Annotated in this window: 24 protein-coding genes; 10 read left to right on the top strand and 14 right to left on the bottom strand. The window is 74.0% G+C overall.

Annotation, left to right across the window (positions count from 1 at the left end; all coding sequences use genetic code 11):
* Positions 1-308: 308 nt before the first annotated feature.
* From HNR12_RS28490 to HNR12_RS14835, 8 genes are all read right to left on the bottom strand, one after another.
* Positions 309-755: a hypothetical protein gene (locus HNR12_RS28490; RefSeq protein ID WP_246425088.1), complete on the bottom strand. Its 447-nt coding sequence runs from the start codon at positions 753-755 to the stop codon at positions 309-311.
* Entirely contained in the window at positions 752-1780 is a 1029-nt protein-coding gene (locus HNR12_RS14865) for a serine hydrolase domain-containing protein (protein WP_338119764.1), read from the bottom strand. The genes HNR12_RS28490 and HNR12_RS14865 overlap by 4 nt, the downstream gene beginning before the upstream one ends.
* 275 nt (positions 1781-2055) lie before the next feature.
* The gene (locus tag HNR12_RS14860; protein WP_179768049.1) at positions 2056-2283 is read right to left on the bottom strand and encodes a hypothetical protein; all 228 of its coding nucleotides are present in this window, start codon (positions 2281-2283) and stop codon (positions 2056-2058) included.
* Positions 2284-3359: 1076 nt separating this feature from the next.
* Positions 3360-4265, bottom strand: coding sequence for a MinD/ParA family ATP-binding protein (locus tag HNR12_RS14855; protein WP_179768048.1), 906 nt, complete (start codon positions 4263-4265; stop codon positions 3360-3362).
* An 18-nt stretch (positions 4266-4283) separates the two neighbouring features.
* Entirely contained in the window at positions 4284-5609 is a 1326-nt protein-coding gene (gene eccD, locus HNR12_RS14850) for a type VII secretion integral membrane protein EccD (protein WP_179768047.1), read from the bottom strand.
* Between the two features lie 65 nt (positions 5610-5674).
* The gene (locus HNR12_RS14845; RefSeq protein WP_179768046.1) at positions 5675-6787 is read right to left on the bottom strand and encodes a TNT domain-containing protein; all 1113 of its coding nucleotides are present in this window, start codon (positions 6785-6787) and stop codon (positions 5675-5677) included.
* Positions 6788-6947: 160 nt separating this feature from the next.
* Positions 6948-7250, bottom strand: a complete 303-nt coding sequence (locus HNR12_RS14840) for a pore-forming ESAT-6 family protein (protein ID WP_179768045.1) — start codon at positions 7248-7250, stop codon at positions 6948-6950.
* 24 nt (positions 7251-7274) lie between these two features.
* On the bottom strand, positions 7275-7610 hold the full coding sequence (locus tag HNR12_RS14835; protein WP_179768044.1) for a hypothetical protein: 336 nt from the start codon (positions 7608-7610) through the stop codon (positions 7275-7277).
* Positions 7611-7800: 190 nt separating this feature from the next.
* Here HNR12_RS14835 and HNR12_RS14830 point away from each other — a divergent pair, with 190 nt between their 5' ends.
* Together HNR12_RS14830 and HNR12_RS14825 are read left to right on the top strand one after the other, a co-directional pair.
* Positions 7801-8262 (top strand): hypothetical protein, encoded by a 462-nt coding sequence (locus HNR12_RS14830; protein WP_179768043.1) that lies wholly within the window; start codon positions 7801-7803, stop codon positions 8260-8262.
* 134 nt (positions 8263-8396) lie between these two features.
* Positions 8397-8741 carry a DUF6507 family protein gene (locus HNR12_RS14825; protein WP_179768042.1) on the top strand — a complete coding sequence of 115 codons (345 nt, stop codon included), beginning with the start codon at positions 8397-8399 and terminating at the stop codon, positions 8739-8741.
* Positions 8742-8859: 118 nt separating this feature from the next.
* On the opposite strand, the gene HNR12_RS14820 is transcribed toward HNR12_RS14825, so the two are convergent.
* Positions 8860-11094: a terpene synthase family protein gene (locus HNR12_RS14820; protein ID WP_179768041.1), complete on the bottom strand. Its 2235-nt coding sequence runs from the start codon at positions 11092-11094 to the stop codon at positions 8860-8862.
* Between the two features lie 564 nt (positions 11095-11658).
* On the opposite strand from HNR12_RS14820, the gene HNR12_RS14815 reads away from it, so the two are divergent.
* The 3 genes from HNR12_RS14815 to HNR12_RS28480 all read left to right on the top strand — a co-directional run bounded on the left by HNR12_RS14815 (position 11659) and on the right by HNR12_RS28480 (position 15448).
* Positions 11659-14049 carry a hypothetical protein gene (locus HNR12_RS14815; protein WP_179768040.1) on the top strand — a complete coding sequence of 797 codons (2391 nt, stop codon included), beginning with the start codon at positions 11659-11661 and terminating at the stop codon, positions 14047-14049.
* Complete coding sequence (locus tag HNR12_RS28485; RefSeq protein WP_179768039.1) at positions 14046-14672, top strand: hypothetical protein; 627 nt, start codon at positions 14046-14048, stop codon at positions 14670-14672. The genes HNR12_RS14815 and HNR12_RS28485 overlap by 4 nt, the downstream gene beginning before the upstream one ends.
* An 86-nt stretch (positions 14673-14758) precedes the next feature.
* Complete coding sequence (locus HNR12_RS28480) at positions 14759-15448, top strand: spermine/spermidine synthase domain-containing protein (protein WP_179768038.1); 690 nt, start codon at positions 14759-14761, stop codon at positions 15446-15448.
* 88 nt (positions 15449-15536) lie between these two features.
* Here the strand turns inward: HNR12_RS28480 and trxA are convergent, their stop codons facing one another.
* Positions 15537-15923: a thioredoxin gene (gene trxA / locus HNR12_RS14800; RefSeq protein ID WP_179768037.1), complete on the bottom strand. Its 387-nt coding sequence runs from the start codon at positions 15921-15923 to the stop codon at positions 15537-15539.
* Positions 15924-16159: 236 nt separating this feature from the next.
* Between trxA and HNR12_RS14795 the strand changes: the two genes are divergently transcribed.
* Both HNR12_RS14795 and HNR12_RS14790 read left to right on the top strand, forming a co-directional pair.
* Positions 16160-16576 carry a YidH family protein gene (locus HNR12_RS14795; protein WP_179768036.1) on the top strand — a complete coding sequence of 139 codons (417 nt, stop codon included), beginning with the start codon at positions 16160-16162 and terminating at the stop codon, positions 16574-16576.
* Positions 16573-16938, top strand: a complete 366-nt coding sequence (locus HNR12_RS14790) for a DUF202 domain-containing protein (protein ID WP_179768035.1) — start codon at positions 16573-16575, stop codon at positions 16936-16938. Before HNR12_RS14795 ends, HNR12_RS14790 begins: the two co-directional genes overlap by 4 nt.
* 128 nt (positions 16939-17066) lie before the next feature.
* On the opposite strand, the gene HNR12_RS14785 is transcribed toward HNR12_RS14790, so the two are convergent.
* The 3 genes from HNR12_RS14785 to HNR12_RS14775 all read right to left on the bottom strand — a co-directional run bounded on the left by HNR12_RS14785 (position 17067) and on the right by HNR12_RS14775 (position 19779).
* On the bottom strand, positions 17067-18056 hold the full coding sequence (locus HNR12_RS14785; RefSeq protein ID WP_179768034.1) for an NAD-dependent epimerase/dehydratase family protein: 990 nt from the start codon (positions 18054-18056) through the stop codon (positions 17067-17069).
* Positions 18057-18125: 69 nt separating this feature from the next.
* Entirely contained in the window at positions 18126-18836 is a 711-nt protein-coding gene (locus tag HNR12_RS14780) for a PIG-L deacetylase family protein (protein WP_179768033.1), read from the bottom strand.
* A gap of 223 nt (positions 18837-19059) precedes the next feature.
* Entirely contained in the window at positions 19060-19779 is a 720-nt protein-coding gene (locus tag HNR12_RS14775) for a WbqC family protein (RefSeq protein ID WP_308251307.1), read from the bottom strand.
* A 403-nt stretch (positions 19780-20182) separates the two neighbouring features.
* Between HNR12_RS14775 and HNR12_RS14770 the strand changes: the two genes are divergently transcribed.
* Both HNR12_RS14770 and HNR12_RS14765 read left to right on the top strand, forming a co-directional pair.
* On the top strand, positions 20183-21769 hold the full coding sequence (locus HNR12_RS14770) for a glycosyltransferase family 2 protein (RefSeq protein ID WP_179768032.1): 1587 nt from the start codon (positions 20183-20185) through the stop codon (positions 21767-21769).
* A 393-nt stretch (positions 21770-22162) separates the two neighbouring features.
* On the top strand, positions 22163-22585 hold the full coding sequence (locus HNR12_RS14765; RefSeq protein ID WP_179768031.1) for a DUF3817 domain-containing protein: 423 nt from the start codon (positions 22163-22165) through the stop codon (positions 22583-22585).
* Here the strand turns inward: HNR12_RS14765 and HNR12_RS14760 are convergent.
* Positions 22558-23463, bottom strand: a complete 906-nt coding sequence (locus tag HNR12_RS14760) for an SURF1 family protein (protein ID WP_179768030.1) — start codon at positions 23461-23463, stop codon at positions 22558-22560. The genes HNR12_RS14765 and HNR12_RS14760 overlap by 28 nt on opposite strands.
* Positions 23464-23986: 523 nt before the next feature.
* Between HNR12_RS14760 and HNR12_RS29170 the strand changes: the two genes are divergently transcribed.
* A complete protein-coding gene (locus HNR12_RS29170; RefSeq protein WP_274613986.1) occupies positions 23987-24349 on the top strand; it encodes a helix-turn-helix domain-containing protein in 363 nt (120 codons plus the stop codon).
* Positions 24350-24351: the final 2 nt, after the last annotated feature.

Below are 24351 nucleotides of genomic sequence, written 5' to 3'. Positions count from 1 at the left end.
CCGGGCCAGCGGCGTTCGACCGTCCGGTTGAGGACCCGCAGCAGGATCAGCGCCGAACCGACCGCGAACACGCAGGTGAAAAGTCCGATGGCGGTGACCGCGAGGTAGGCGAGGAGGCGGACCGGGCTGAGGGCGAAGGCGGCGGAGGCGGGGTTTTCGGGCAGCCCGGCCTGGGCTAATGGCCACCCAGAGGGTGGAACACACCGACCAGGGTTTCGATCTCTCCGCGTTTCCTTCCCGACGACCGCCGATCGCACCGAGCATATACGCCGCCCCCCGCGCCGGGAACCCCCGTCCGGGCCGCGCGGTCAGGGCCGGCCCGCACGCTCCCGCACCAGGCGGGCGACACGTGCGGCGGCCACGGCCACGCAGGCCAGGGCGGTCGCGGCGAGCAGGACCATGAACGCGGGGTAGAGGTAGCACACCTGGACCCAGGCCACGTCGCGGCCCCGGTAGAGGAAGCCGACCACCCGGTGGACCTCGGCGAGCAGCAGCGGCGGCAGGGCGAGCGGCAGCAGCCGCGCGACGGCCCACGGCAGGCGGGCCGCGCGCAGGCGCGCCCACCGGCGCGACCGGCGCACCCCGCGCCAGGCCGCCGCCGCGACGACGAGCGCCAGCGCGAGGAACGCCGCGTCCATCAGCAGCAGAGCGGTTCCCGCCGGGGCCGGGGGTGCCTCCCCCTCCTCGATCAGGGCGATCAGCGCCTGGGCGATGGCCTGCGCGTCCCCGTGGGCCATGCCGGTGTTGGCCATCACCGCGACACCGTGGCCGGAGGCGGGCAGCAGCGCCTGGTAGGCCGTGGAGGTGAACAGGTCCCCGCCGTGCTCGACGACGGGCGCGCCCGAGGGGTCTCGCCGGTGGACCAGCCCAGGGCGTAGGAGCCGGAGTTCGGCGAGGGGGTGTGCATCAGCGCGATGGTCTGCGGCGAGGCGATCCGGGCGCCGCCGGGGCCACGGCCGCCGCTGTTCTGGGCGATCAGCCAGGCGGCCATGTCCGACGCGGTGCTGATCACGCCGCCGGATCCGTTGCCGAACGCGGGCGGCTCGGGCAGCGCCACCGGCCGGCCGAGGATCCGCAGGTGGCCGCGCGCGTCGGGCGGCAGATCGCGCTCGGTGTCGGCGGTGGTGCTGCGGTCCATGCCCAGCGGGTCGAAGATCTGGGCCGTGAGCTGTTCGGCGAACGGCCGGTCGGCGACCACCTCGACCAGGCGGGCGGCGACCTGGAAGTTGGGGTTGTGGTATTCGTGCCGCGCCCCCGGGTCGGCGGCGAGCCGTCCGGTGCGCATACCGGCGACCGCCTCGCGAAGCGTGTCGGGCTGCTCGCGGGTGAAGGCGGGGAACGTGGTGTCGGACATGCCGGAGGTCTGGTCGAGCAGTTGGCGCACCGTGATCCGCGACGCGCGCGGATCGGCCATGCGGAACTCGGGGAGGTAGGCGGCGACGGGCCGGTCGAGGTCCACCTCCCCGGCCTCGACCAGTTGCAGCACCGCCGCCGCAGTGAAGGACTTGCTGACCGAGGCCACGGCCATCGGGGTGTCGGCGGTGACGGCCTCGCCGGAGGGTGTGGTGCCGTACCCGGCCGCGTGCACGGTCCGGCCGCCCCGGGTCACGGCGACGGCGACCCCGGGGACGCCCCGGGCCTCCCGGTACTCCTGCACCACGGTGTCGATCGCGGCGGGCGTGACCTCGGCACCGCCGCTGCCGGCGCCGTCCTGGGCGGCGGTGCCGCCGACGGCCGCGCCGGGCGCGAGCACCGCCGCGGCGAGCACGGCCGCGCACACGGCGGCGAGGCCGCGGCCCGCCCCCGGCGGACGGGCGCGGCGGCGGTCAGGGGCGGGGGACGAGGCGGGGGAGGGCGGGAGGGGGGGATGTGGGCACCGCGGCAGCCTACGCGCGGCCCCCGGGGGCGCCTCAAGGGTGCTGCCACGTCACCGGAGGACCCGCCGCCACCTCTCCTGGCGGCCGGTCGCGAGGGCGCCGGGTGGGTCGTGGAGCGCTGACGGGACGGCAGGCGACCTGGGCGGCGGTCGTCGGCAACCGGACCGCACAGCCCGCCCTAGGTGTCCTTCCGCCCGGCGGAGAGGTTGAGCCTGCCGCCGGTGGCCTTGTAGAGGAGGCGGGGCAGGAACGCGACCGGAACACCGGGGAGGGCGCGGAGCCGTTTCTCGTAGTCGCTGGGGGCGCGCGGCGGGAAGCGGCGCCGCGGGCCCGACGCGGGGGTCGCCGGGGGCCGCGGCTCGGTGGGGCCCTGCATGAACGCGCGGGCGGTGGCCGAGCCGGGCACGGCGGAGACGGTCGGGCCGGTGCTCGGCTCCGCCGACGGGCCGGGCGGCGCCGGTGCCGTCGGCGCGGAGGGCGCGGTCGGTGTCGCGGCGGGCTCGGGCGCGGTGCCGGGCGCCGGGCCCGGTCGGCCGTGGGCGGCCGCGGGGGTGCGCGGGTAGGCCGCCGGCGGGGGCGGGGCGGCGGTGCCGGCCGGCGGTGTGCCGTGGTCCCTGGCGGGCGCGGCGGCCGGTGCGCCACCGGGGTCCGCGCCGGTGGCGGCCTCGGGCGGCCCGAAGCCGTGGGGCGGGGTGGTCTGGCGGTAGGCGGGGTCGGACCGCCAGGACCGGGACGGCGGCGTGGCGGGCTCCGGCGCGGACGCCGAAGGCGTCGCGGGCGCCGCGCCCGACTGCCGCGGGGGGTGGCCCGCGCCCGCCCGCTGCGGGTGGTGCCCGGACTGCGGCGGGTGGTGGTGTGCCGCCTGCCCGGGGCGGGGCGCCGGCTCGGCGGGGTCGGGGCGCGGGGCGGGCCCCGCGGTGGGCGCGTGCTGCGGACCGGTGGGGCTCGGCGGGTGGGAGGCCGCCGTGTGCGGGGTCCGCTCCTGGGCCGCCGGTTGCGGCTGGGGCGGCCGCGCCGCCTCCGCTCGCGGTGCCGGTCCGGCGGGGTCGGGGTGCGGTGACCGCGCGGCGTGCGGCGCGGGCGGTGCCGTAGCCGCCACCCGCGCGGGGTGGGGCGGCGCCTCCCCCGGGTGCGCGGTCGGGCCGGGCGCGGTCCGCCCCCGTGCCGGGGCGGGCGGCCGTGGCTGTCCCCAGGCTGTGGGCTCCTGCGGTGTCTCCGGGGCGGGCGGGCCGGCCGGGGGCTCGGGCAGGCGGCTGTAGGGCGGGGGCGGCGGGTCGATCTCGGGGTAGTACGGCGACGCCGCGGCGGGCTCCGCGGGATCGGCCGGGGACTGCGATGGTTCTCCCGGATGCGGACGGTTCGGCATGCTGGGGGTCTCCTGGCGGGCGGGGCGGCGCGAGGTCGGCCCGGTCATCCGATGGCCGGCGGTGGTCCGGTGCGGGGCCGGGGCGGCACCCGGCGCGATGTCTGCCGTTCCCATGGTCACATGGACACGGCCCGGCGCAGGCACTCCACGGCCACACGCGTGGCGGTGGCGTGGGTGGCGGCCGAGACGCGGGCGGGGTCGATGGGGGTGCCGCCCGCCAGGTGGCGGTCGTAGGCCAGCCGGAACACCTCGGCGCCGCTGCCGCGCAGGATCCCGGCGGAGCCGGGGTAGTCGAACGCGCGGTCCTGCCCGCGCTCCTGCTCGGTGAACACCACCACGATGCGGCGCGGCAGGGAGTCGGCGCCGTTGGCGGTCATCCAGTCGAAGGCGCGCCCGATGTCGGCGGCGCCCTCGCGGGTGGCCGGCACCACGAGCACGTGGGCGTGCGCGCTGGCCTGGGCCGCGCGGTTGAGGTCGTCGGAGATGTCGGCCGCGCGGTCGATGACGGTGAGCCCGAAGAACCGGGTCAGCGCCAGCACCTTGTCGCGGTAGGTGCGGGCGTCCAGGCGGCCCTCGGCGATCACCTCCTGGAGCCCCGGCAGCAGCCACAGGCGGTCGCGGACGGGCGCCAGGCACGGCTCGACGTCCGCGAAGGAGTCGGACTCGATGCCGGGAGCCGCCAGGCCCGTACCCGGCCCGCCGTGGCCCCCGCCGAAGCGGGCCGCCAGGGAGCCGGTGCCCGGGCCGAGGTCCATGGCCAGCACGCGGTCGTTGCGGTAGTGCGCGTAGACGAGCGCCAGCAGCGCGCTGACGGTGCTCTCGGCCGGGCCGCCGCGCGGGCGGCTGACCACGATCCGGCGGCCGGTGGTGACCGACCGCTGGAGTTCGCGGCCCAGGGCGATGGGGGTCAGCACGTCCTCGGGCGGCCGGAACGGCCACACCGCGCCGCGCCCCACCCGGCGCAGCAGGGAGTCGCCGTGGCGGCCGCCGCCCGGTGCCGCCGTCCTCGCGGTGTCGCGCATGACCCTCCCCCTTCGTCGTCAGAACGTGTTGATCAGCCGCGTGTAGGTGCCCAGCGACCCGATCGCCACCGGGATGAGCACGACCACCGCGACCGCCTCGAAGCGGTTGGCGATGCGCCGCAGCCGCGCCCGGCTGTGCTCGGGCTGGTCCACGGTGAGCACCACGACGGGGACGAGCAGGCACGCGGCCAGCACCCCCATGGCGGCCCACAGCGCCCACCCGCCGGTGTCGGCCCAGGCCATGGCCAGGGCGACCACGATGAGCAGGGCCGCCGCCATCAGCGGGACCTTCTGCAGGATCAGCGGGAACAGCCGGGACCGGCTCGCGACCACGATCGCCAGCAGCGCGGCGAGGGCGGCGGTCCAGCCGCCGAGGTCGCGGGTGAGCCACAGCCCGGCGGCCGCCGCCGACACCGCGGTGGCGACCGTGGCCAGGGTCATGGTGCGGTGCGCCCCGGCCAGCGCGGTCATGACGTCGGCGCGCGCCACCGGCGAGCCCGAGCCGCGCCGGTCGTCGAGGACGGTCAGCCCCGACAGGGCCATGGCGACCCGCAGGATCAGGCTGAGCACGACCACGCACGCCACCGCCACGACCGCGGCGATGCGCGAGAGTTCCAGGCCCAGTGCCGCGCCGCCGGCCCACACCAGGGCGTATCCGGCGATCACCGCTCCGCCGATGACGCCGCCGCGCCCCAGGCCGGTGGTGAGGCCCAGGGCGGCGACGACGGCCGCCGCGACGGCGGCCAGCCCGCCCCACAGCACCCACCCCGGCCAGCCGAAGGCGGCGGTGCCCGTCCACAGGGTGTAGGCGGCCGCGGCGCCGCCGGCGATGGCCAGCGCGGTGCCGAAGGGCTCGCGCCAGGTGGCGGCGACCGCGCAGCCCAGGCCCAGCAGTGCCACGGCGGCGGTCGCGAGCACGGCGGCCCCGGTGGTGGTGCCGGTGCCCTGCCACAGCAGGACGCAGAGGGCCAGGACCAGGGCGGTGACGGCGCCGGTGGCGCTCCAGCGGGCGGCGGTGGGGTTCCACCGGCCCTGGTTGCCGTCGAGGACGTCGCCGACGGCGTCGGGGACCTCGTGCACGACCGGTGCGGGCACGGGTTCGTCGACCCGCACCAGGCGCAGGACGTCGCCGTCGGCGATGCCCCGGTCGGCCAGGGTGGTGTCGCTGTCCAGGTGCACCCCGGAGGCCGTGGCCAGGTGCATCGGGAGCGCGGGGTTGTGCACGCGGTCGCCGAGCAGCCGCAGCACCTCGGGCATCAGCGCGCCGACCGGCTCCTGAGCGGGGAGAACGGCGTCGACCCGGCGGTTCTCGCCGACGAGGGTCACGCGGCTCCAGGAGGTCATCGGGCCCTTTCCCATCGCTTGTCTAGGAGGTTGGCGAACGTGGTCCCGCCGGGCGCCGGCGGGGGTCAGGCGGGGACGTCGGTCACCTCGACGCGTTCGAGGTAGCCGTTGGCCAGCAGCCACCGGATGCTCGGCAGCGCGGGCGGCTGGGTGAACCCGCCGGCGTCGACGGTGAACCGGACGCCGCCGCCGGGGTGGCCGTCGGTGCCGGGGGACAGCGAGGCCTCGACGGTGAAGGGGTGGGTCACGCGGTAGCGGTGGTAGTTCTGGGCGGCGGCCTGGTCGCCGGGGTCGGTCGAGGGTGAGGCCGAGGGGCTCGCGGCGGCGGGGGGCGAGGGGTCGGCGGGGTCGGCGGGGCGCAGGTCGTCGGCGGGCGAGGGCGAGGGCGCGGCGGTGGGCGCGGCGGGTTCGCCGCCGCGGCTGATCTCGGGCAGGCCGCGCTCGCTGAAGGCCATGCCGTCGGGGAAGAGGAGCGAACCGCTCTCGTTGCCGAAGGCGTCGACCACGGTGTCGGCCCGCAGGGTGTGGCGGACGGAGTCGCCGCTGCCCTCGCGGATCTGCTGCTGGATCTGCTGGGTGAGTTCGGCGGTGCGCTGGTCGGCGGCCAGTTCCTCGGCCGCGCTGAGGGTCTGGGGTTCGGCGTCGACAAGGACGAGTTCGCTGTAGAGCCAGCGGGCGGCCTCGTCCTCGGTGGCGAACTCCGCGCCGGTGCGGCCCTGCTCGAACTCCACGATGCCCGCGGCGAAGCCGCGCTCGTTCTCGGTGAGGAGGTAGTAGCTGTCGACGGTGCCGGCCGGCGGGCGGGGGTCGCCGGGCAGCACGTAGAGGCCGGGCGGGACCTCGGCGCGGTCGAGTTCGGCCCGCAGCATCTCCATGGTGACGTCGGCCCCGACCCAGTCGGCGGGCACGGGCGCCGCGGCGACGTCGGGCGGGGGCGAGGCGGCCTGGTCCTGCTCGCGCTGGGCCTGCTCCTGGCTGGCGAGCTGGTTCTGCAGGAAGGACCAGCCGATGCTGCCCGCGCACATGACGGCCGACAGCGCCAGGCCGATGAGGATCTTGGCGACGTTCTCGTCCAGCCGCCGACGCGTGCGCTGGGGCCCGAACAGCACGGCCTCGCGGAGGCGCTTGCGGCGGACGGCGACCGACTCCAGGAGCTGGCTGTCGTAGTCGCGGGCCATCGGGCCTCCTTTCCGGGCGGCCGGGCGGGCGGGGCGGCGGCGGGCGGCCGGCGCGCGGGGGCGGGGCACACGGGACGGGAGGGGCGCCCGTCAGCCTACGGGGCCCCTCCCGTGGGGCGTGGGGCGGCCGCGGCGGCGGCCGCGGGTGCGCGGCGGGGGGTCAGATGGCCTGGACGGCGGCGTTGGCGCGGGTGAGCGCCTCCTGCGCGGTGCCGTCGTTGGTCTCCAGGGTCTCGCGCACGAGGCGGATGATCTCGCGGACCTCGTTGCCCGCGTTGTGCCACTTGAGTTCCTTGGCGCTGTACTCGTCGGAGACGCCGTCGGCCTGGAAGTCGGCCATGGCGTTGCTGACGTCGACGTCGTGCTCGCCGATGATGGCCTCAAGCTGGGACATCACGTTCTGGATGTTGGTCTGCGCCTCCTGGGAGGCGCCGATGTCGTAGCTGTTGCGTCCGTTGGTCACCGGAGGTCTCCTCGGCTGCGGGGGTCAGGCGGTGCGGAACTTGGCGGCGTCGAAGTTGGCCGCGCTCATGTTGCGGGTGGCGTCGTCGGCCATGGTCTGGCTGCCGGTCGCGAAGGCGGCCTGGATGCCGCCCTGGCCCTGGTTGATGGAGCCCAGCCCGGCGCTGAGGTCGGCGGTGATCTGCTCCGAGCGCGCCTTGAAGGAGTCGAAGGCGGCCTTGCCGGCGCCGTTGAAGCGGCCGGAAAGGGGTTCGGCGGCGTCGATGAGCTGATTGATCAGGCTGGCCAATTGATCACCGGAGGCCGAGGTGTTGCGGTTCAGGGTGGTAAGGGTCTGATCGCCGAAGTCCCAACGTGACATCTGTTCACCTGCTCCTCGGTTACCTGCCGTCTACTGCGGTAGGACGTCCAGTCCGTATCGCTGGTTCCCGCAATCCGCGTGTGGACCATATAACGGAAGAATTCCTCGGGGAGGACAATTATATGGGTGATAATGACAGGCGGGAGTTGGTTGTTGCCGGTTGTGGAGACGACGACTGGGGGGACTCTGCATGAAGTTCGAACTGGTGGATCCCGCTGAGTGGCCCGAGCCCGCGGCCCCCAAGGCCGCCGACGGCCAGGACGGCCACGACACCCCGGCGGACGCCGAGACGGCCGCCGCACCGCCCGAAACCGACCCCAACGCGCGGCTGCGGATCGCCACCCGGCGGCTGTCGCAGCAGGTCAGGCACAACGCCGCGGCCATCCGCGAAAACCTCGCCCACCTCATGGAGCAGGTGGCGCGGGCCGAACTGGCCATGACCGATTCCGGTCAGCGGCCTACCCGGGCGCCGTCGTCCTTCCGCCCCGCGCGGTTCGGGCCGGGCGGGGAGTCCGCCGGCGCCGGCGGGGCCGCCGAGCGCCCGGCCGCCGCCGACACGGCGCCCGCCACCCCGGTCCGGGGCGCCCAGCCGCGGGCCGACGGGCGCCGCCCGGAACCGGACGGGAACCCCGCGGCGGCCGCCGGCGCCTAATCCGGTGAGGGGCCGGCCACCGGCCCCGCCCGCACCTCTGACCACCTCCGACCGATCGATCACGTATCCCGCACCCCGTGCCCCGCCCGCAGCGGGTGGACCAGGGAGCAGGGCAGAAGGGAACCCGAACGGCTATGGGCGCAACGTGGGACATCGAGGCCCCCCAGGTCAACGAGGTCGTGCAGACCGTCGGCGGGCATGTCGGCGGCGACGACGGCGAGGGCGGCCTCGTGGCCAAGATCGAGACCTTCGGCGGCCACGTCGAGGACGCCGGTACCGCCGCGGCCAGCGGGCCCATCGGCACGGCGCTGGAGGAGTTCGTCACCGAGTACGGCCAGACCCTGCAGAGCATGGTGCTCAAGACCGCCGCCGCCATCAACGGCTGCGTGAAGGCCACCGGCTACTACCTTGAGGGCAACCTGCAGATGGCGGCCGACGCCCAGAGCAACGCCGACAACATCGACTCGCTCGACCTGTAGGCGCCCGCGCGGTGCGGCGGCGGGCGGTCCGCTGCCGCGAACACCGCGAACACCGCGGACGGCCCGGGCGGTGCGCGAGGCACCGCCCGGGCCGCCGGTGCCGGCGGCCGGGCGGGTGCTAGGTGGTGGCGGCCGGCGCCAGGCGCGCCGCCGACGTGCCCAGGCCGGTGGGCCGCCACCAGAACCCGGAGGGCGCCTGCGGCCGGTGCTTGGCGCGCAGCCAGTCCTCGCGGTAGCGGGCGACCTCGTCGTGCCAGGCGAGGATGCCCGACATCCACTCCTTGAGGTGCTCGGCGTGGGCGGTGACCACGCGGCGGGCGTTGTCGTCCAGCTCCCACTGCTCGAACAGGTCGGGCAGGCCGGTGGCGAGGATGTGCTCGAACTGCTCCACGCGCACCCGGATGAGGTCCACGACGATGTCGCGGGCGGTGTGGCGGTCGACGTCGAGGAAGTTCTCGATCACCAGCACCATGTTGTGGACCTCGCCCTCGAACTCGATCTCCTTCTGGTATGAGTACAGGTCGTTGAGGTAGCAGGCGGCGTCCTGCGCGGCGGTCTCGAGTTCGCGCAGGGTGCGGGTCTGGTAGACGCCCTCGGGGACCTCCTCGTAGTGGGCCAGCCGCGACAGGCTGATGGTCATGTCCGAGCCGAAGGTGCGGCGGCGCATCTCGAGGTAGTCGACCGGATCGGGCACCCGGTTGGCGGCCTGGTTGCCCAGCTCCCACAGCCAGCTGGTGGTCATCTCCTCGACGGCGGTGCGGAAGCTCTGCCGGGCGGCCGTGGGCATGGGCGCGGCGGTGCGCCGCCAGAGGTCGGCCAGGCCGCGTTCGACGGCGTTGGCGGGCTCGGGGACCGCTCCCATGTCCAGCGGCATGAAGGCGGGCAGCCGGTCGGTGAGCGCCTTGGCCGCGCCGAGGTTGCGGGTGGCGCCGAAGACCCGGGGGTAGGCGTCGTCGCCGTAGGTGCCCCAGGTGAGCCACAGGGCGGCCAGGGTGACGCCGTCGAGGTCGCCGTCGGGGGCGATCCGGGCCGCGCAGAAGGCGAGGTCCATGGCGGTGAACTCGTCGTCGTCCCACACGCCGTCGAGGCCCGCGGGCGGGGTGGGCGTGATCATGCCCATGGCGCGCGCCCACTCGCGGGAGGCACGGCGGGCGGTGTCCTGGTGGGGGCTGAGGCGGACCTCGAAGGGGATGTGCAGCGGCGGGAGGTCCAGGTGCCCCACCGGCGGGCACACCGGCTGGGAGTGCTGGCGGGCGCGGCGGCGCGCGCCGGGGCCGATGGAGGTGAAGACCGGCCGGCCGGCCGAGGTGCCCAGGCCGGTGGGGCCGTGCAGGCCGCCGGAGCGGGTGGCGGCGCCCTGGTTCATGTACCGGCTGGAGCGTGCGTGCCACTCGTGCCCGCCGGCCTGCCAGTCCTGCAGGCCCTTGGTGTAGGCGGCGACGTCGGCCTGGCCGGGCGGCGGCACGGCGTGGTCGGCGAGCATGGCGGGGATCTCGACCAGGGCGGTGTCCTCGAACTGCAGCAGCCGGGAGGTGAGCAGGTCGTTGACCATCTCGGCGGCCTGCTGGGTGGAGCAGTCGAAGAACCGCTCGAACACCAGGACGGCGTTGGAGTTCTCGCCCTCCTCGCGGACCTCGCGCTGGTAGGAGAACAGGTCGTTGCGCAGGTGGACGGCGTCGGCGAAGGTGTCGGTGAGGACCTTGACGGGGCGGGTGGCGGCGACCTCGGCGGGGATCTCGGCGCCGGCGGCGACCTCGACGAGGTTGGCCGACCAGGGGGCGCCGCCCACGCGGCGGCGCATCTGGATGTACTCGATGGGGTTGGCGATCCGTTGGCGCTGGATGTTGTCCAGTTCCCACATGGACTCGACCATGAGGAAGTGGGTGCTGGCGCGGAACCGGCGCCGCCAGTCGGCCGACATCAGGGGCACGGTGCGCCGCCAGAGGTCGTCGAGGCCGCGTTCGGCGGCGTTCTCGGGCTCAGGGGCGTCCTGGCCGTCGTCGGTCATGAAGAGTTCGAGGCGGTCGAGGTAGGCCTGCCCGCCCTTGAGGTCGCGGGAGTACTTGAACTCCTCCAGGAAGTCGTCGTCGAAGAAGAAGACCCAGACGTACCAGTCGGTGATCAGGTCGAGCATGGGGCCGTCGCAGTCGGGATGGGTGTAGGCGCACATCAGCGCGTAGTCCATGGCCGCGAGCGCGGGTTCGTCCCACACCAGGCCGCCTCTGGGTGAGGGGGTGTCGAGCATCCCCATGTCGCGCGCCCACGCCATGGTGTGCCGACGGGCACGCTCCACGTTCGGATTGATGCGGGCGGGATGCGACAGGTAGAAGTCGGGCAGTGTGAACGCGTCCATCCGCGTACCTACTCTCATCGACCGACTGAGGCGGTTGTACGCTCTGGATTCTATTGATCGCGTTCGGTGTCTATGGTGCGTTTGCCGAGGTAGTTCCGCTGGAAAAGTGTGGGAGTGCTCCCAAGCTACGGTGCGGCCTCCCTCGGCGGCTGCGTGTTGGTCGCGGGGGCGGCCGGGGGATGCGGTGTTCGGCGGCGGTGGCGGGAACGGGCGCGCGGATCCCCATGAGAAAGCGTTTCCATGGGCGCGTTTTTTCGCGTGGGGAAAATCGATCGTGGTTCCTGGATTCGGTGGGGCTTTTCGTTTCTCGCTGAAGTGACCGGAAACGGACAGGGTGATGTGCGCTCCTTTTCCGTGTGGTTGCCTGGAGGCGTCTTGCCCATGGCCGCATTGGCGATCTTGGTCCGGGTTTCCGTCCCGGGGTGATGATCTCCATTCGGCGGCCGGGCAATCAGCTCAAAAGGGACGCGACAACGGGCGGTGGCGTTTTGAGCGACGACGTGATCCGGCCGGAGGACGTGCCGATTCCGCAGGTGCACCCCGAGAACCTGCGGCGGGCGGGCGATGCCCCTGAAAGGCGACGGAACCTCCATTCAGGGCGCCGGCGACGACATCAGGTCCGCGTGGAACGGCCTTGAGGGAATCTACGTGGCGCCCGAGCAGGACATCCTGCTCAACGCGCTGAACGAGGTGCCGACCAAGGGCGGGGAGTTCAAGAACGCCGTCACGGTGGTGGGCGACGCCCTGCTGACCTTCGCCGACCGCGCCGAGGAGATCAAGGGCCGCCTGGAGACGCTGAAGGCCGACGCCCAGGAGTTCCAGACCCGCATCCAGGGTGACGAGGACTGGCGCGAGGACGAGGACAACATCAACGACCTCGACACCCTCAACAACAACATCCTGGCCGCCCTGCACGATTACCAGGAGGCCGAGCGGGAGTGCGCCAACGCGATCACCCGGCACTTCGGCGGCACCACGTTCGTGGCCACCGCTCCCGGCGAGGAGGGGGCGGTCGGCCCCAACCAGCGGGCGTACGGCTACACCGAGGCCCCCGAGAACGTCGAGACCCCCTGGGCCACGCCGCAGGAGCATGACGCGCCCTGGTATGAGGACGTGTGGAACGGGGTGGCGGATTTCGGTGTGGGGATCGCCGAGGATCTGGGGGCGATGGTCGGCCTCTACGGCGAGAACGGGTGGGGTGTCGGTTCGTGGAGTGAGTGGGGGAGCAATCTCGCGGGCAACTGGGGTGACACGCTGGCGGGTCTGGGGAGCCTGGTGGGGGTCTATGGGGAGGACGGCTGGGGGGTGGGCTCCTTCGGTGAGTGGTGGGGCAACTTCTCCAGCGGGTGGACGGAGTTCGCGCACGCGGTCGTGCCGTGGCGGGAGTGGGGCGATCGTCCGGGCTATGTGATCACGCAGGGCGCGTTGAACGTCGGGAGCATGTTCCTGGGCGGTGCGGGGGTCTTCAAGGCGCTGGCGCGCGGGTCCCGCGCCGTCGGCGGCAGGGGCGACAACCCCGACGCCCCCGACACCGACAGCCCCGACACCCCCTCGCGCATCAACGCCGACACCATGCCGGGCCTGGACGGGATCGGCGACCGGCCCTCCACCAGCGGCCTGCAGGAGGCCCTGGACGGCCTGGAGATCGACCCGAGCCGCCTGGACGGGCTCGACAACGCGCTGGACGACGCCGCCGACTTCGCCGACAACCCCACCCCCGTGGACCCGGCGGGCAACGACGTCCCCGGAGGCGGCGGCAGCTCGCCGCAGGGCGGCGTCCAGCCCACGGCGCTGAACAGGACCTACGACGCACCCGACACCACCCCGGCGGTCGACGTCGACACCCCCACGCGGCTGACCGCCGACTTCGACGCACCGGCCGACACCACCGGCGGCCCCGACACCACGCCCGACCGCCACACCCCGTCCGGCGACCGGCCCGCGCCGCTGGGCGACCTCGGCGACGACACCCCCGACCCCGACCCGGTGGACACGGACGTCCCCGACCCGGACACCCCGGGCCGGGACACCCCCGCCGCCGACACCTTCGACACGGACCCGGTCGACAACGACGCGCCGGACCCCGACGACCCCGACACCCCGCGCGGCGACGACGACTCCGACGCACCGGGCGACCAGGACGCCCCCGACCCGGCCGACCCCGCCCCGTCCCCCCGCCCCCGCCTGGGCGGCATCGACGGGACGGACGGTGTTCCGGGGGATCCCTACGCCGACGTTCCGCCCGCGGGCGACCTCCCGCGCGACGAGGTCATCCGGATCGCCCACGAGGAGTCGAGGCAGCAGCCCGGTCCCGGGTACATCGACGAGACCAGCTCCAAGTTCAATCCCCGGGTCAACCGGGGCCACATCGACGAACTCCTCCGCTGGCACGACGACGAGGGCAACACGTTCCTGGACGCCCCCGAAAGCGAGCTCGCCGAGCGGCAGTACGCGGAGATCCGGGCGAGGACCGACGACACCGAGCAGATCGCCCAGAACACCGGGGTGGACCAGGCCTGGCTCGACCGCATCAAGAACCACCTCTTCTACACCGAGCACGACGGCACGCTCGGCCCGAACGTGTGGAAGAGAGGGCTGTTCACGCCCATGATCAGCATCGGGCGCCTGTGGACGGACGCCACGAACGGTAGTCTGGACAGCACGTCCCTCACGGAGTTCCTGCGGCTGCTCAAGCACGAGGGGGTCGAGCTCCGGCTGATGGAGGAGGGCCTGCCCTACCGTCCGGCCGACCCCGAGTACTACCGCATGGACCTGAGCCAGAACCCGAGCCCGGAGCACCGGGGCGCGCACGACCTGGCTCCGGCCGACCGCGGTGCCGACCCCTACCGGCTGTTCGACCGGGTCGGCGTGCAGCGGCCGGACTTCTTCATCGCGGACGATTTGTCCAACCTGGAAGACATGGTGCAGTACATCCTGGGGGAGATCGGACGGTGACCGAGACACCGCGTCAACTGGCGGAACGCCTGGCGCAGCTCACATGGGACACGCGGCCGGAGCGCGAAAGGGCGCAGACCCTGCTCATGCGGGAGTACCTGCGCCGCGCCGCGCTGTGGGCGCGGGAGGTCGGCCGGCTGCGGCCCGAGATCGCGGAACCCGAACTCGTCCTGTGGCCGTTCGCCGACCTTCCCCAGGCTCTCGCCCCGGACGTCCGCGCCCCGGCCGAGGACATCGCCCTCGCCGAGCAGGGCTTCGCCGACCAGGGGCTCCACGACACCATGAAGGAGACGTGCCGGCGGGCACTGCACTTCCGGGCGGTGCAGGCGGCCGGGATCGCGCTTCCCCGCCTGCCGGATCCCTACGCGCCCCTGATCCTGATGTTCGAGCGCGGGGACTTCTTCACCCCGCGCCCGGGCGGCTACGTCGAGGTGGGGTCGGTCAACCTCAAGGTGGGCCGCATGGGGAAGTACCTGCGCGAGGAGCCGTTCGCGCCGATGGACCCGGCCGCGCTGGACGCCCTCGACTCCGGACAAGGGCCTCGGACCGGCGGGGGGACCCTGGAATCCGCGCGTCCCGACCAGCGGCGTCCGGCCGGCGGCGGACGCGGGATGGGGCGGTAGCCCGCCGCGCCGGGGCCGGGCCGCCCTTCCCACGCGGTAGTCTCCGCGGCAACCGCGACATCGGGATCGGACACAAGGGGGCAGCGGTGGCGCAGGAGGCGGTCGCCGAGGTGGTCGGGCGGGTGACCGGCGAGACCGGGGGCGACCTCGTCCTGCGGCGCGTGGGCGGCCACCTGGAGATCATCGACAACGGGGTGTTCCTCATGGACACCCGCGACGGCGCCTCCGAGCGCGAGATGGTCCGCGCCTGCCTGGCGGGACTCCCCGCCGGCCGCGCCGGGGCCTCCGTGCTCATCGGCGGCCTGGGCGTGGGTTTCTCCGCGCGCGAGGCGCTGGACGACCCCCGCGTTGCGCACGTGCGGGTGGTCGAACTCGAACCCGCGATCGTGGAGTGGCACCGCGGGCCGCTGGGCGCGGCCTCCGGCCGCCCGCTGGACGACCCCCGCTGCGAGGTGGTGTGCGCCGACCTGGTGGCCTGGACGGCCCGCGCGGCCCAGCCGGGCGGGCCGCGCTTCGACGCCGTCTGCCTGGACATCGACAACGGCCCCGACTGGACGGTCACCGAGGACAACGCGCGGCTGTACCGCCCCGAGGCGCTGGAGCGGCTGCGCGCGCTGCTGCGCCCCGGCGGCGCCCTGGCGTTCTGGAGCGCCATGCGGGCGCCCGCGTTCGCCGCACTGCTGCGCGACCGGTTCGGGGCGGTCGACGCGATCGAGGTCCCGGCCCGCCGGGGCGAGCCCGACGTGGTGTACCTGGTGCGGGCGGAGCCCGCCTGACGGCCGCCCGCGCGGCCCGCGCCGGGCGCACCCGCGCACGGGGGGCGCGCCGCCTGCGGCGCGCCCCCGCGGTGTCAGTGGGACCGGGTCACTCGGCCGCCGGGCCGCCGGCCTCGGCCTGCTGCTTGGCGATCTCCTTGCGGACCTCGTCCATGTCCAGTTCGCGGGCCTGGCGGATCAGGTCCTCCAGGCTCTCCTGCGGCAGCGCGCCGGGCTGGGCGTAGATGACGATCTCGTCGCGCACGACCATCAGGGTCGGGATCGACTGGATGTCGAAGCTGGCCGCCAGCTCCTGCTGGTCCTCGGTGTCGACCTTGGCGAACAGGAGGTCGCCGTGCTTCTCCGATGCCTGCTCGTAGACCGGGGCGAACTGCCGGCACGGCCCGCACCAGGACGCCCAGAAGTCGATGAGGACGAAGTCGTTCTGGCTCAGGGTGTCGTTGAAGTTGTCCTTGGTGAGTTCGATGGTGGGCACGAAGTCTCCTGTGACGGGTCGGCTGCTTTTTCCTCCTAGAGCGGTCGTGCCCGCGAAATTGTTCCGCAAGCATCGCGCGGGCAGCGGACACCGCTCGTCGGGCCTGTCTACCAGCCGCGCGGACCCGCCCTGACCGGTTTCCCGGCAAATCCGCTGGTTGCACCTGTTTGGGATTGATTCCCGCGCCTCACTAGTGTCGGAAAGGACAGGACGGCTTACCAGCGGGGGAGGACGGGATGGCCGGCCGGCCCACCACCGAAGGAGCACGCGACATCGCGGACCACACGCGCCACGCCGACCGCGGCCCCGACCCCGGCGGCCCGCCGGGGTCAGAGCCCGACTACCGTTTCACCCTGGCCAACGAGCGCACGTTCCTCGCCTGGATCCGCACCGCGCTCGCGCTGATCGCGGGCGCCGTCGCGGTCCTCCACCTGGTGCCGCTGGACTGGCACACGGGGGCGAAGCTGGCGGTGGGGTTCTCCCTCACCGGGCTGGCGGTGGTCATCACCGTCTACGCCCCGCTGCGCTGGATCCGCGTGCAGAAGGCCATGCGGCGCGACCAGCCGCTGCCGATGAGCGCGCTGCCGGTGATCACCGCCGTGGGCGTGGCGCTGGTCTGCGCGGTCGTGCTGTTCGGGAACTACTGGTCATGAGCCACCCCGGACCGCGCGACTCCGGTCTGCAGCCCGAGCGCACGCTGCTCGCCTGGCAGCGCACCGTCATCGTGTTCGTCGCCGTGGCGCTGCTGTACCTGCGCGACCCGTTCGAGGACCCCGCCGTCGGCGGCGGGGTGGACCCGCTGTACCGGCTGGCCGCGGTCCTGGCGGTGGTCGCGGCGGTGGGGGTGCTGATCGCCCACCTGCGGCGGCGCTGGCGGGCCACGGCGCACGGCCTGCACGACGACGCCACGGGCAACCCGCCCGCACCGGTCGCGCGGCCGTGGGCGCTGGTGCTGCTGAGCGCCGCCACCGCCGCGCTGGCGCTCGTGGTGGCGGCGGGGGCCCTGCTGGGCTAGGGGGCAGGACCGGGCGGACCCGGGCGGCCGGGGGCGCCGGTGCCGCTCTTCGGGGCGCAGAGGTGGAAGAGCGGCGGCGGTCCGCGGGGCGGGGCCGGACAGCGGGAATCCGGCCCGGCGCGTCAGGGTCAGGCGACGGCCGCGCGGGGGGTGGGCAGGCCCGTGCGGTGGTGCTCGACGATGGACAGGATGATGTCGTCCAGGCGGCGGGTGGGCGTGTAGCCGACGAGCTCGGCCGCCAGCGAGGTGTCGGGCATGCGGCGGCGCATGTCCTCGTAGCCCTCGCCGTAGGCCTCCTCGTAGGGGACGAACCGGAGTTCGCTGGCGGACCCCGTCAGCTCGATCACCCGCGCGGCGAGGTCGAGGACGGAGACCTCCTCCAGGCCGCCGAGGTTGACCGCCCGGTTGTGGGCGGCCGGGGTGTCCAGCAGCAGCGGCAGCGCCGGGACGACGTCGAAGACCGACCCGAAGCAGCGCCGCTGGGTGCCGTCGCCGTGCACGGTGATCGGCTCGCCGCACAGCGCCTGCTCCACGAACCGGGGCACCACCATGCCGTAGCGGCCGGTCTGGCGGGGGCCGACGATGTTGAAGAACCGGGTGATCACGCACGGCAGGCCGGAGTCGCCGCCGTGGACGTAGGCCACCAGTTCGTCCAGGCCCTTGGCGGCGGCGTAGGACCACCGGCTCTTCAGCGGCGAGCCGAGGATCCGGTCGGCGTCCTCGGTGAGGCCGTCGGCGTCGTTCTTGCCGTAGACCTCGCTGGTGGAGGCCACCAGGTAGCGCGCGCCGCGGCGCACGGCCGCCTCGACCACGTTCTCGGTGCCGTGCAGGTTGACCCGCAGCGACTCCAGCGGCTTGTCCACAATGGTGTGGACGCCGACGGCCGCGGCGAGGTGGAAGACGGTGTCGGCCTCGCCCACGACGGCGCCCACCAGCGCCTTGTCGAGGATCGAGCCCTTCACCAGTTCGAAGTTGGGGTTACCGCTGAGCTGATCGAGGTTGGACTCGGACCCGGTCGACAGGTCGTCCAGGGCGATGACCTCGTGCCCCTGGGCGATCAGGTGGTCGCACAGGTGCGACCCGATGAATCCGGCTCCGCCGGTCACAACGGCCTTCAACGTGACTTCCCCTCCTGAAGGGTGCTCCATGGAATTCGCGGTTGGGCGGGTGGCGGGCCCGACACGGGTTCAGGTCAGCCAGCGCATCGCGTGGTATCCCTCGGCGAAGGCGACCCCGCCCTGCATCCCGCGCAGGACGGCCAGGCTCCGCAGTGTGAGCTCCGACCGCGTGTGCGGGTGATCGTGGACCTGGCTGCCGTAGAGGCGCATGCCGGCGAGCTTGGCGTCGACGTCGGCGCCGGTCAGCTCCACCAGCGCGTTGGGGGCGCAGACGGCCTGGTCGCGCCACTGGTCGGCGGCCTCCTCGTAGGCCAGGACGAGGCCGGGGTGGTGGCGGCGCCCCGCGTCGGAGGGGCGCAGGGCGGTCAGCACCGCCTCGGCGGCCGCCTGGTGGTCCTGGTTGTAGCTGGTGCGGTGCGGGGCGAGCACGACGGTGGGCTTGACAGCGGCGATCGAGAGCGGACTGGCGTGCTCGATCGTGTTGGCGAGTTCGAACCGGGGCAGCGCGTCCAGCCGCAGGTGGAACTCGTCGCCGGGGTAGGCGATGTGCCAGTCGTCCCACCGGAAGTAGTCGGCGACCGCCTTGACCTCGGCGACGCGCTCGCTGGCGGTGGAGAACCCCTTGTCGGAGACGTCGGCGGTGTCGCCCACGGTGAGGAACTGGACGTAGACCTGGGCTCCGGCGGCCTTGGCCTTGTGCATGAGACCGCCGCAGCCGAGGGTCTCGTCGTCGGGGTGGGGGGCGATGACCAGGAGGCGCTGCTGGGACCAGTCGAACATAGACGGCGTCCTTTTCGCGTTGGGGGAACGGAACGGGCACGGCGCTGTGCGGTCGCGCCGGCCGGCGGGGTGCGGGGTGCGGGCGGACGGGGTGGGGGTCCGGGGTGCGGGCGCGGAGGGCGGCGGGGTGCGGGGTGCGCGGACGGGGCGCCGAAGGGCCGGGCGAGGGGGATCGCGGGCGCGGCCGGCGCGGCGTCGGGGCGCGGCGCGGCGGCGCGGGGGGCTAGCCGCTCCCGGATCCGGCGCGGGCCTCGCGCAGCAGCCGCAGGCCGGCCGCCGGACCGACGTTGACCAGCAGGTCCAGGGCGGCCATGCGCGGGAGGAAGTCGGCCCCGGCGCGGTTGTGCTGGGGGTAGCGGGGGTGGCGGAAGCCCTGCCACTCGACCGCCACGCCGTGGCGGCGGAAGACCTCCAGGTCGACGTAGTCGCGGGCGCCGTCGCCGGAGAGCATCGTGGTGGCGCCGACCTTCGCGGCGATCTGGGCGAGGAGTTCGCTCTTCTGGCCGGGGAACTCGCCGAGTTCGCTCGACAGCACGACCGGGGTGCGGATTCCGAAGGCGTCGAGGGCGAAGCGGGTGGTGGCCATGGCGAGGTCGGCGAGGCGGTCCCATTCGGCGGTGTAGGGGCGCAGAATGTCCTCGCGGAACCGTGTCCAGAACGGGGCGCCGCGGTAGCAGTGTTCGTCAAGCGTTCTTCGGTGCTTTTCTCGCCATGTTTGTTTGTTATTGATTGTTTTGTCCAGTATTCGTTCGTCCCGGTTGCCGTGTATTACCGGAACGGTGAGCAGGACGGCCCCGTTCTTGGCGGCGACGTAGTTGCGGTTCTGCCATCCCCGGCGCTCGTATTGCACGTGGTCGAGAACGACGAACAGGTCGCTGCGGTCGGCCTTGTCGATGAGGCCGAGCCACGGCAGGTAGTGCGGCTGGTGCATGGCGACGCGCACTGCGGTTCCTCTCCGGGGCGGGACCGGCACGAATGGTGGCGGTCGTGCGTGCGGACTCCGCGGCGTCGGCCCTGCTCGCCGGGGCCGGACCGCCTGGTGTGACGGTGGGGTTCTGTTGTGGTCGCGCCGCGCCGCCGGCCGCGGTGCGACCGGTTCTCGCGCAACGGTTGAAAGGCCCGAGAAATCCGAAGAAACTACGTACTTGTGGAGGTACTGCCCTGCTCCTTCCGGTATTGCATCAACGGCGCCCCCGCTTGGCAAGTCCATGCAAACGATTCGGGTGGCCTGGTTAGGTCGCCGAGTTCTGTCAACTTCCGGCATAGCGGAAACGTCACGTAATAGCGAGCGGTGTAGCCGCTGGCGATTAGCGTCGGCCCGAAACCCCCTCACAGGAGGACCCCCCGTGCGTACCGCACGTTTCATCGGAAGCTGGCTGGCGGCCGCGATCGCCCTGACCCTGGCGGTGACCCTCTTCCTCCAGTGGATCGGGTTCGTACTCGACTCCGGCGGCGCCGGCTCCCCCATGCCGCTGCTGCTGTGGATGGCCTTCGGCGCCAACCTGCTGGCCTGGAGCCTGGTCGGCGTGGTCCGGCTCGGCGACGACTCCGTGCGCGCCCTGATCAGCCGCCGGGCCGCGGCGGGAGCGCCGGCGCGTGCCCCCCAAGGCCCGCGCGGGCGCGGCGGCGACCGCGCCGCGGCCGACCGCGTGCTGGTGCGCGCGCACGCCGGCGCCGGCGGGCCGGGCGCCCCCGCCGGCCCCGGGGGCCCCGGCGGCGGCTTGGCCGGCTCCGCACCCGGCACCGTGCCGCTGCCGCTGCCGCCCGCGGGGCCGGCGGGCCGGCGGCGCACCGACCCCGACCAGATCTCCCTCGCCGTGGTGATCCCCGCCCACAACGAGGAACCGGTCATCGACTCCGCCATCACCTCGGCACTGCGGCTGTTCAACCGGTGGGACATCTACGTGGTCTCCGACAGCTCCCACGACGCCACCGCCGACATCGCCGCCGAGACCGGTGTGAACGTCCTGGAGTTGCTGACCAACCGCGGCAAGGCGGGTGCGATCGAGGCGGTCATCGAGGAATTTGAGCTGACCGAAAACTATGACGGAGTGGTCATCCTCGACGCCGACACCGAACTCGACACCAACTACGTCGCGGGCGCGCGCAGGCAGCTCAGCGATCCGACGGTGGCGGCGGTGGCCGGATTCGTGGTCGCCGAGTGGAAGCCGAAGCAACGCACCGTCATCGGACGGCTGGTTTCGGCGTACCGGGACCGCCTGTACTGGTTGCTCCAGTACCTGCTGCGGTACGGGCAGACCTGGCGGCACACCAGCGTCGCGCCGATCGTGCCGGGTTTCGCGAGCGTCTACCGCAGCAGCGTCCTGCGCCGGATCGACATCAACCCCAAGGGGCTGGTGATCGAGGACTACAACATGACCTTCGAGGTCCACCACAAGCGCCTGGGCCGGATCTCCATGAGCCCCGACACCCGCGCCTACTGCCAGGACCCCTTCACCCTGGGCGACTACGTCAAGCAGGTGCGGCGCTGGACCCTCGGCTTCTGGCAGACCGTGCGGCGCCACGGCGTGTGGCCCAGCCTCTTCTGGTTCTCGCTGTTCTTCTACATCCTGGAGGTCGTGGTCGTCTCGGTGCTGCTGCTGGCCACCGTGGCGATGGGCGTCCTGGCCGTGCTGCCGCCCCTCACCGGCGGCGCCGTGCTGGAGTTCGGCGCCTACGCCTCGGCCTACACGGCGGTCACCGCCGTCCTGCCGCTGACCACGATCGCCGTGGGCCTGTTCGTGCCCGACTACATCCTCACCTGCGTGCTGGCCACGGTGCGCCGCCGCCCCAGCTACCTCCTCTACGGCCTGTTCTTCCTGCCGATGCGGATCATCGACTCCTACCTGACCCTGCGCACCCTGCCGATGGCCTGGACCGCGAAGTCCGACGGCCGGTGGAAGAGCCCCACCCGGGTGGCCCTCAAGCGGTAGCGGCCGTTCAAGCGCCGGGCGGCGTCCGCGGCCCGGGCAGCGGGGGCGGGGGCGGGGGCGCCGGAGCGCGGCTCCGCGGGCGCGCGGGGGACCGCCTTACGGAGCGCGCGGTGCGCCACCTCCGCGCCCCCCGACCCCGGCCCCCACCTGGGCCGACGCGGTGTGACACGCCCCGCGGCGCGGGTGCTCGGCACGGCGTTTAGGCTCAGGACCAGGGCCGTCGGCACGTACGCGGCGCCCGCCGCGCGGGCACGCCGGCCGGCCCCCGTTTCCACCGCCCATGACCCCCGGGCGCGGCCCCGGCACCGCGCGGGGTCCGGGCCGCCCGCGCCCCGCGGCCGACGCGGACGCGGGCCGCCCGCGCCGCGCCCGCCCGACCGACGAGGTGTCCCCGTGGACAACAACCGCCTGCCGTTCCTGCTGTACCGGATCCTCGCCTACGTGACCGGGGTGTTCCTGATCCTGCTCACGTTCGTGTCCATGCCCGCCAAGTACCTCATCGGCGAGACCGCGCGGTTCTCGCTGGTGTCCGCGCCGGCGGGCATGGAGACGTTCTTCGGCGACGACTCCGTGCTGATGCCGATCGTGGCCATCCCGCACGGCTACATCTACATGGCCTACGTGCTGGTGGTGCTGTGGCTGGCGCTGGGCCGGCGGTGGAGCGCGGGGCGCACCGTGGGCGTGGCGCTCGCCGGGACCATCCCCTTCGTCGGGCTGGTCATCGAGCACCGGCTGGCCACGGCGGAGAAGGCCGGCCGCGCCGGCGCGGCCGGGACCGGCGCGGCGGCTCAGGAGGTCCGGGCCACCGAGACCTGATCGCCGGGGGCCTCGGCCGCCTCGGCGGCCGGTCCGGTGGTGTCCGCGCCGGGGCGCGGCGGAGCGCCGCCGCCTCCGGGACCGTCGCCGGGGCCGCCGCCGTCGCCGGCTCCGGCCGCGCGCTCGCGCCGGTCCTGCACCTCGCGGCGCATCAGCGAGATCCAGAAGACCACCACGGCGCCGCCGAACACGGCCCACTGGGCGGCGTAGCTCACGTTGCGCCAGTTCCACACGACGCCCTGCGGGGGCTCGGGCGGCGGGATCTCGCGCAGCCCCGCGCCGCCCCCGGTGTCGGCGGGGTCCTGCGCGCCGCGGATGACGTAGCCCTCGTAGAGGCGGTAGGGCCACTCGTTGACGAGCACCGAGGGCGCGATCCGGGCGGCGTAGCCGTCGGGGGTCTCCATGGGGACGTAGCCGTCCTCGGCCTTGTCGGGCGGCATCAGCCAGCCGGTCACGGTGACCTCGCCCTCGGGCGGGGCGGGCAGCCGGTCGAGGGAGTCGGCCCGCGCCTCGGGGACCCAGCCCAGGCTGACGGTCAGCGCGGTGTCGTCGGCGGTGACCAGCGGCACGATCACGTAGTAGCCGCGGTCGCCCTCGGGGGAGAGCGCCGGCGCCAGCAGGCGGGCGTCGGCGTCGTAGACCCCGGTGGCGGTGACCGCCTGGTTGCCCTCGGCCTCGGGCATGTAGGCGCCGGGCTGGAGGACCTCGCCGATGGGCCGGGCGGCGGCCAGCTCCTCGACGGGGTTGGTCACGCGGTCGCGCTCGGGCTCCTGGGCGCGGACGAACTGCCAGTAGCCCATGCCAAGGCACACGGCGACGGCGAGGACCGCCAGCAGATGCAGCCCGATCCATCGCGGGGTGACCAACACAGAACGCACCCCCCCAGGCTATGTCCGCTCCGCGCGCCCGCTCACCGGCCCCCCGCGAGCCCGCGCCGCCGCACCCGTCCGGGGCCTTTGGTGCGCACCAGGAACGGAAATGGCGATCACTTTAAGTAATTCGCCGTGACTGAGGGTTGTTCGCCCTGGTGGGGGTCGGTAGTCTCTGAACCAGAGCGGGAGGGAAGCCCACCGGCCCCCACCCGCCCACAACACAGACCTTTCCCAGGTCGCGACTCCAGGGGGGAGGAGTCAGCGACCGTTCCCAGCGAGGGCCGCATCCGTGATTTTGAGGGGGGACACGGAGGCGGCCCTCGCGCTTTCGCGTTGCCCGCCGCCTTCCTGCCGCGCGGCGCCTCCCGGTCCGCGGGTCCGCGCCACCTCCCCGGCAGGCGCCCCGTCCCCGCCCCCATTACGCCCGGCGCGGAAACACCCGTTGCGCCCGGCCTCCGCGTGGCCCGGGGCGGGCGCGGCGCCGTAGAGTCGGGGCAGTTGGTGTGTGCCGAGCGGTGCCGGAGGGCTTATGCGCGAGGACGGCGGTCACGGCGGTCCTGACTCCCCCCGTGGGGCGGGCGAGCCGCTGATGCGGGACCTGATCGGGGCGACCCTGCGCCGGGCGCGGCTGGAGCAGGGGCGGACCCTGCAGGACGTCGCCGAGGCGGCCCAGGTGTCGCTGCCCTACCTCTCCGAGATCGAGCGCGGTCGCAAGGAGCCCTCATCCGAGGTGCTGGCCGCGGTGTACCGCGCGCTCGGGCTCCAACTGGTCGACCTCGTCGGCGACCTCCACATGCAGCTGCGGCTGACCACCGCCCCCGCGCGGCGGCCCGCGGGCCGTGTGGGACCCGTGCCCAACACGGCGCCGCGCGCCATGGCGCTGGCGGCCTGACC

Origin of the sequence: Streptomonospora nanhaiensis (genome assembly GCF_013410565.1) — a bacterium.
In the GTDB taxonomy this organism is placed as follows: domain Bacteria; phylum Actinomycetota; class Actinomycetes; order Streptosporangiales; family Streptosporangiaceae; genus Streptomonospora; species Streptomonospora nanhaiensis.
This window is presented reverse-complemented; position numbering and strand designations above follow the sequence as displayed.

What these genes read in the sequence shown, in the direction of transcription:
- HNR12_RS14825 (WP_179768042.1), top strand. Translation starts at nt 8,397, where the DNA reads ATGGGCGCAACGTGGGACATCGAGGCCCCCCAGGTCAACGAGGTCGTG.
- HNR12_RS29170 (WP_274613986.1), top strand. Translation starts at nt 23,987, where the DNA reads ATGCGCGAGGACGGCGGTCACGGCGGTCCTGACTCCCCCCGTGGGGCG.
- HNR12_RS14790 (WP_179768035.1), top strand. Translation starts at nt 16,573, where the DNA reads ATGAGCCACCCCGGACCGCGCGACTCCGGTCTGCAGCCCGAGCGCACG.
- HNR12_RS14855 (WP_179768048.1), bottom strand. Translation starts at nt 4,265, where the DNA reads ATGCGCGACACCGCGAGGACGGCGGCACCGGGCGGCGGCCGCCACGGC.
- HNR12_RS14845 (WP_179768046.1), bottom strand. Translation starts at nt 6,787, where the DNA reads ATGGCCCGCGACTACGACAGCCAGCTCCTGGAGTCGGTCGCCGTCCGC.
- eccD (WP_179768047.1), bottom strand. Translation starts at nt 5,609, where the DNA reads ATGACCTCCTGGAGCCGCGTGACCCTCGTCGGCGAGAACCGCCGGGTC.
- HNR12_RS14815 (WP_179768040.1), top strand. Translation starts at nt 11,659, where the DNA reads ATGCCCCTGAAAGGCGACGGAACCTCCATTCAGGGCGCCGGCGACGAC.
- HNR12_RS14835 (WP_179768044.1), bottom strand. Translation starts at nt 7,610, where the DNA reads ATGTCACGTTGGGACTTCGGCGATCAGACCCTTACCACCCTGAACCGC.
- HNR12_RS14830 (WP_179768043.1), top strand. Translation starts at nt 7,801, where the DNA reads ATGAAGTTCGAACTGGTGGATCCCGCTGAGTGGCCCGAGCCCGCGGCC.
- HNR12_RS14820 (WP_179768041.1), bottom strand. Translation starts at nt 11,094, where the DNA reads ATGGACGCGTTCACACTGCCCGACTTCTACCTGTCGCATCCCGCCCGC.
- HNR12_RS14795 (WP_179768036.1), top strand. Translation starts at nt 16,160, where the DNA reads ATGGCCGGCCGGCCCACCACCGAAGGAGCACGCGACATCGCGGACCAC.
- HNR12_RS14780 (WP_179768033.1), bottom strand. Translation starts at nt 18,836, where the DNA reads ATGTTCGACTGGTCCCAGCAGCGCCTCCTGGTCATCGCCCCCCACCCC.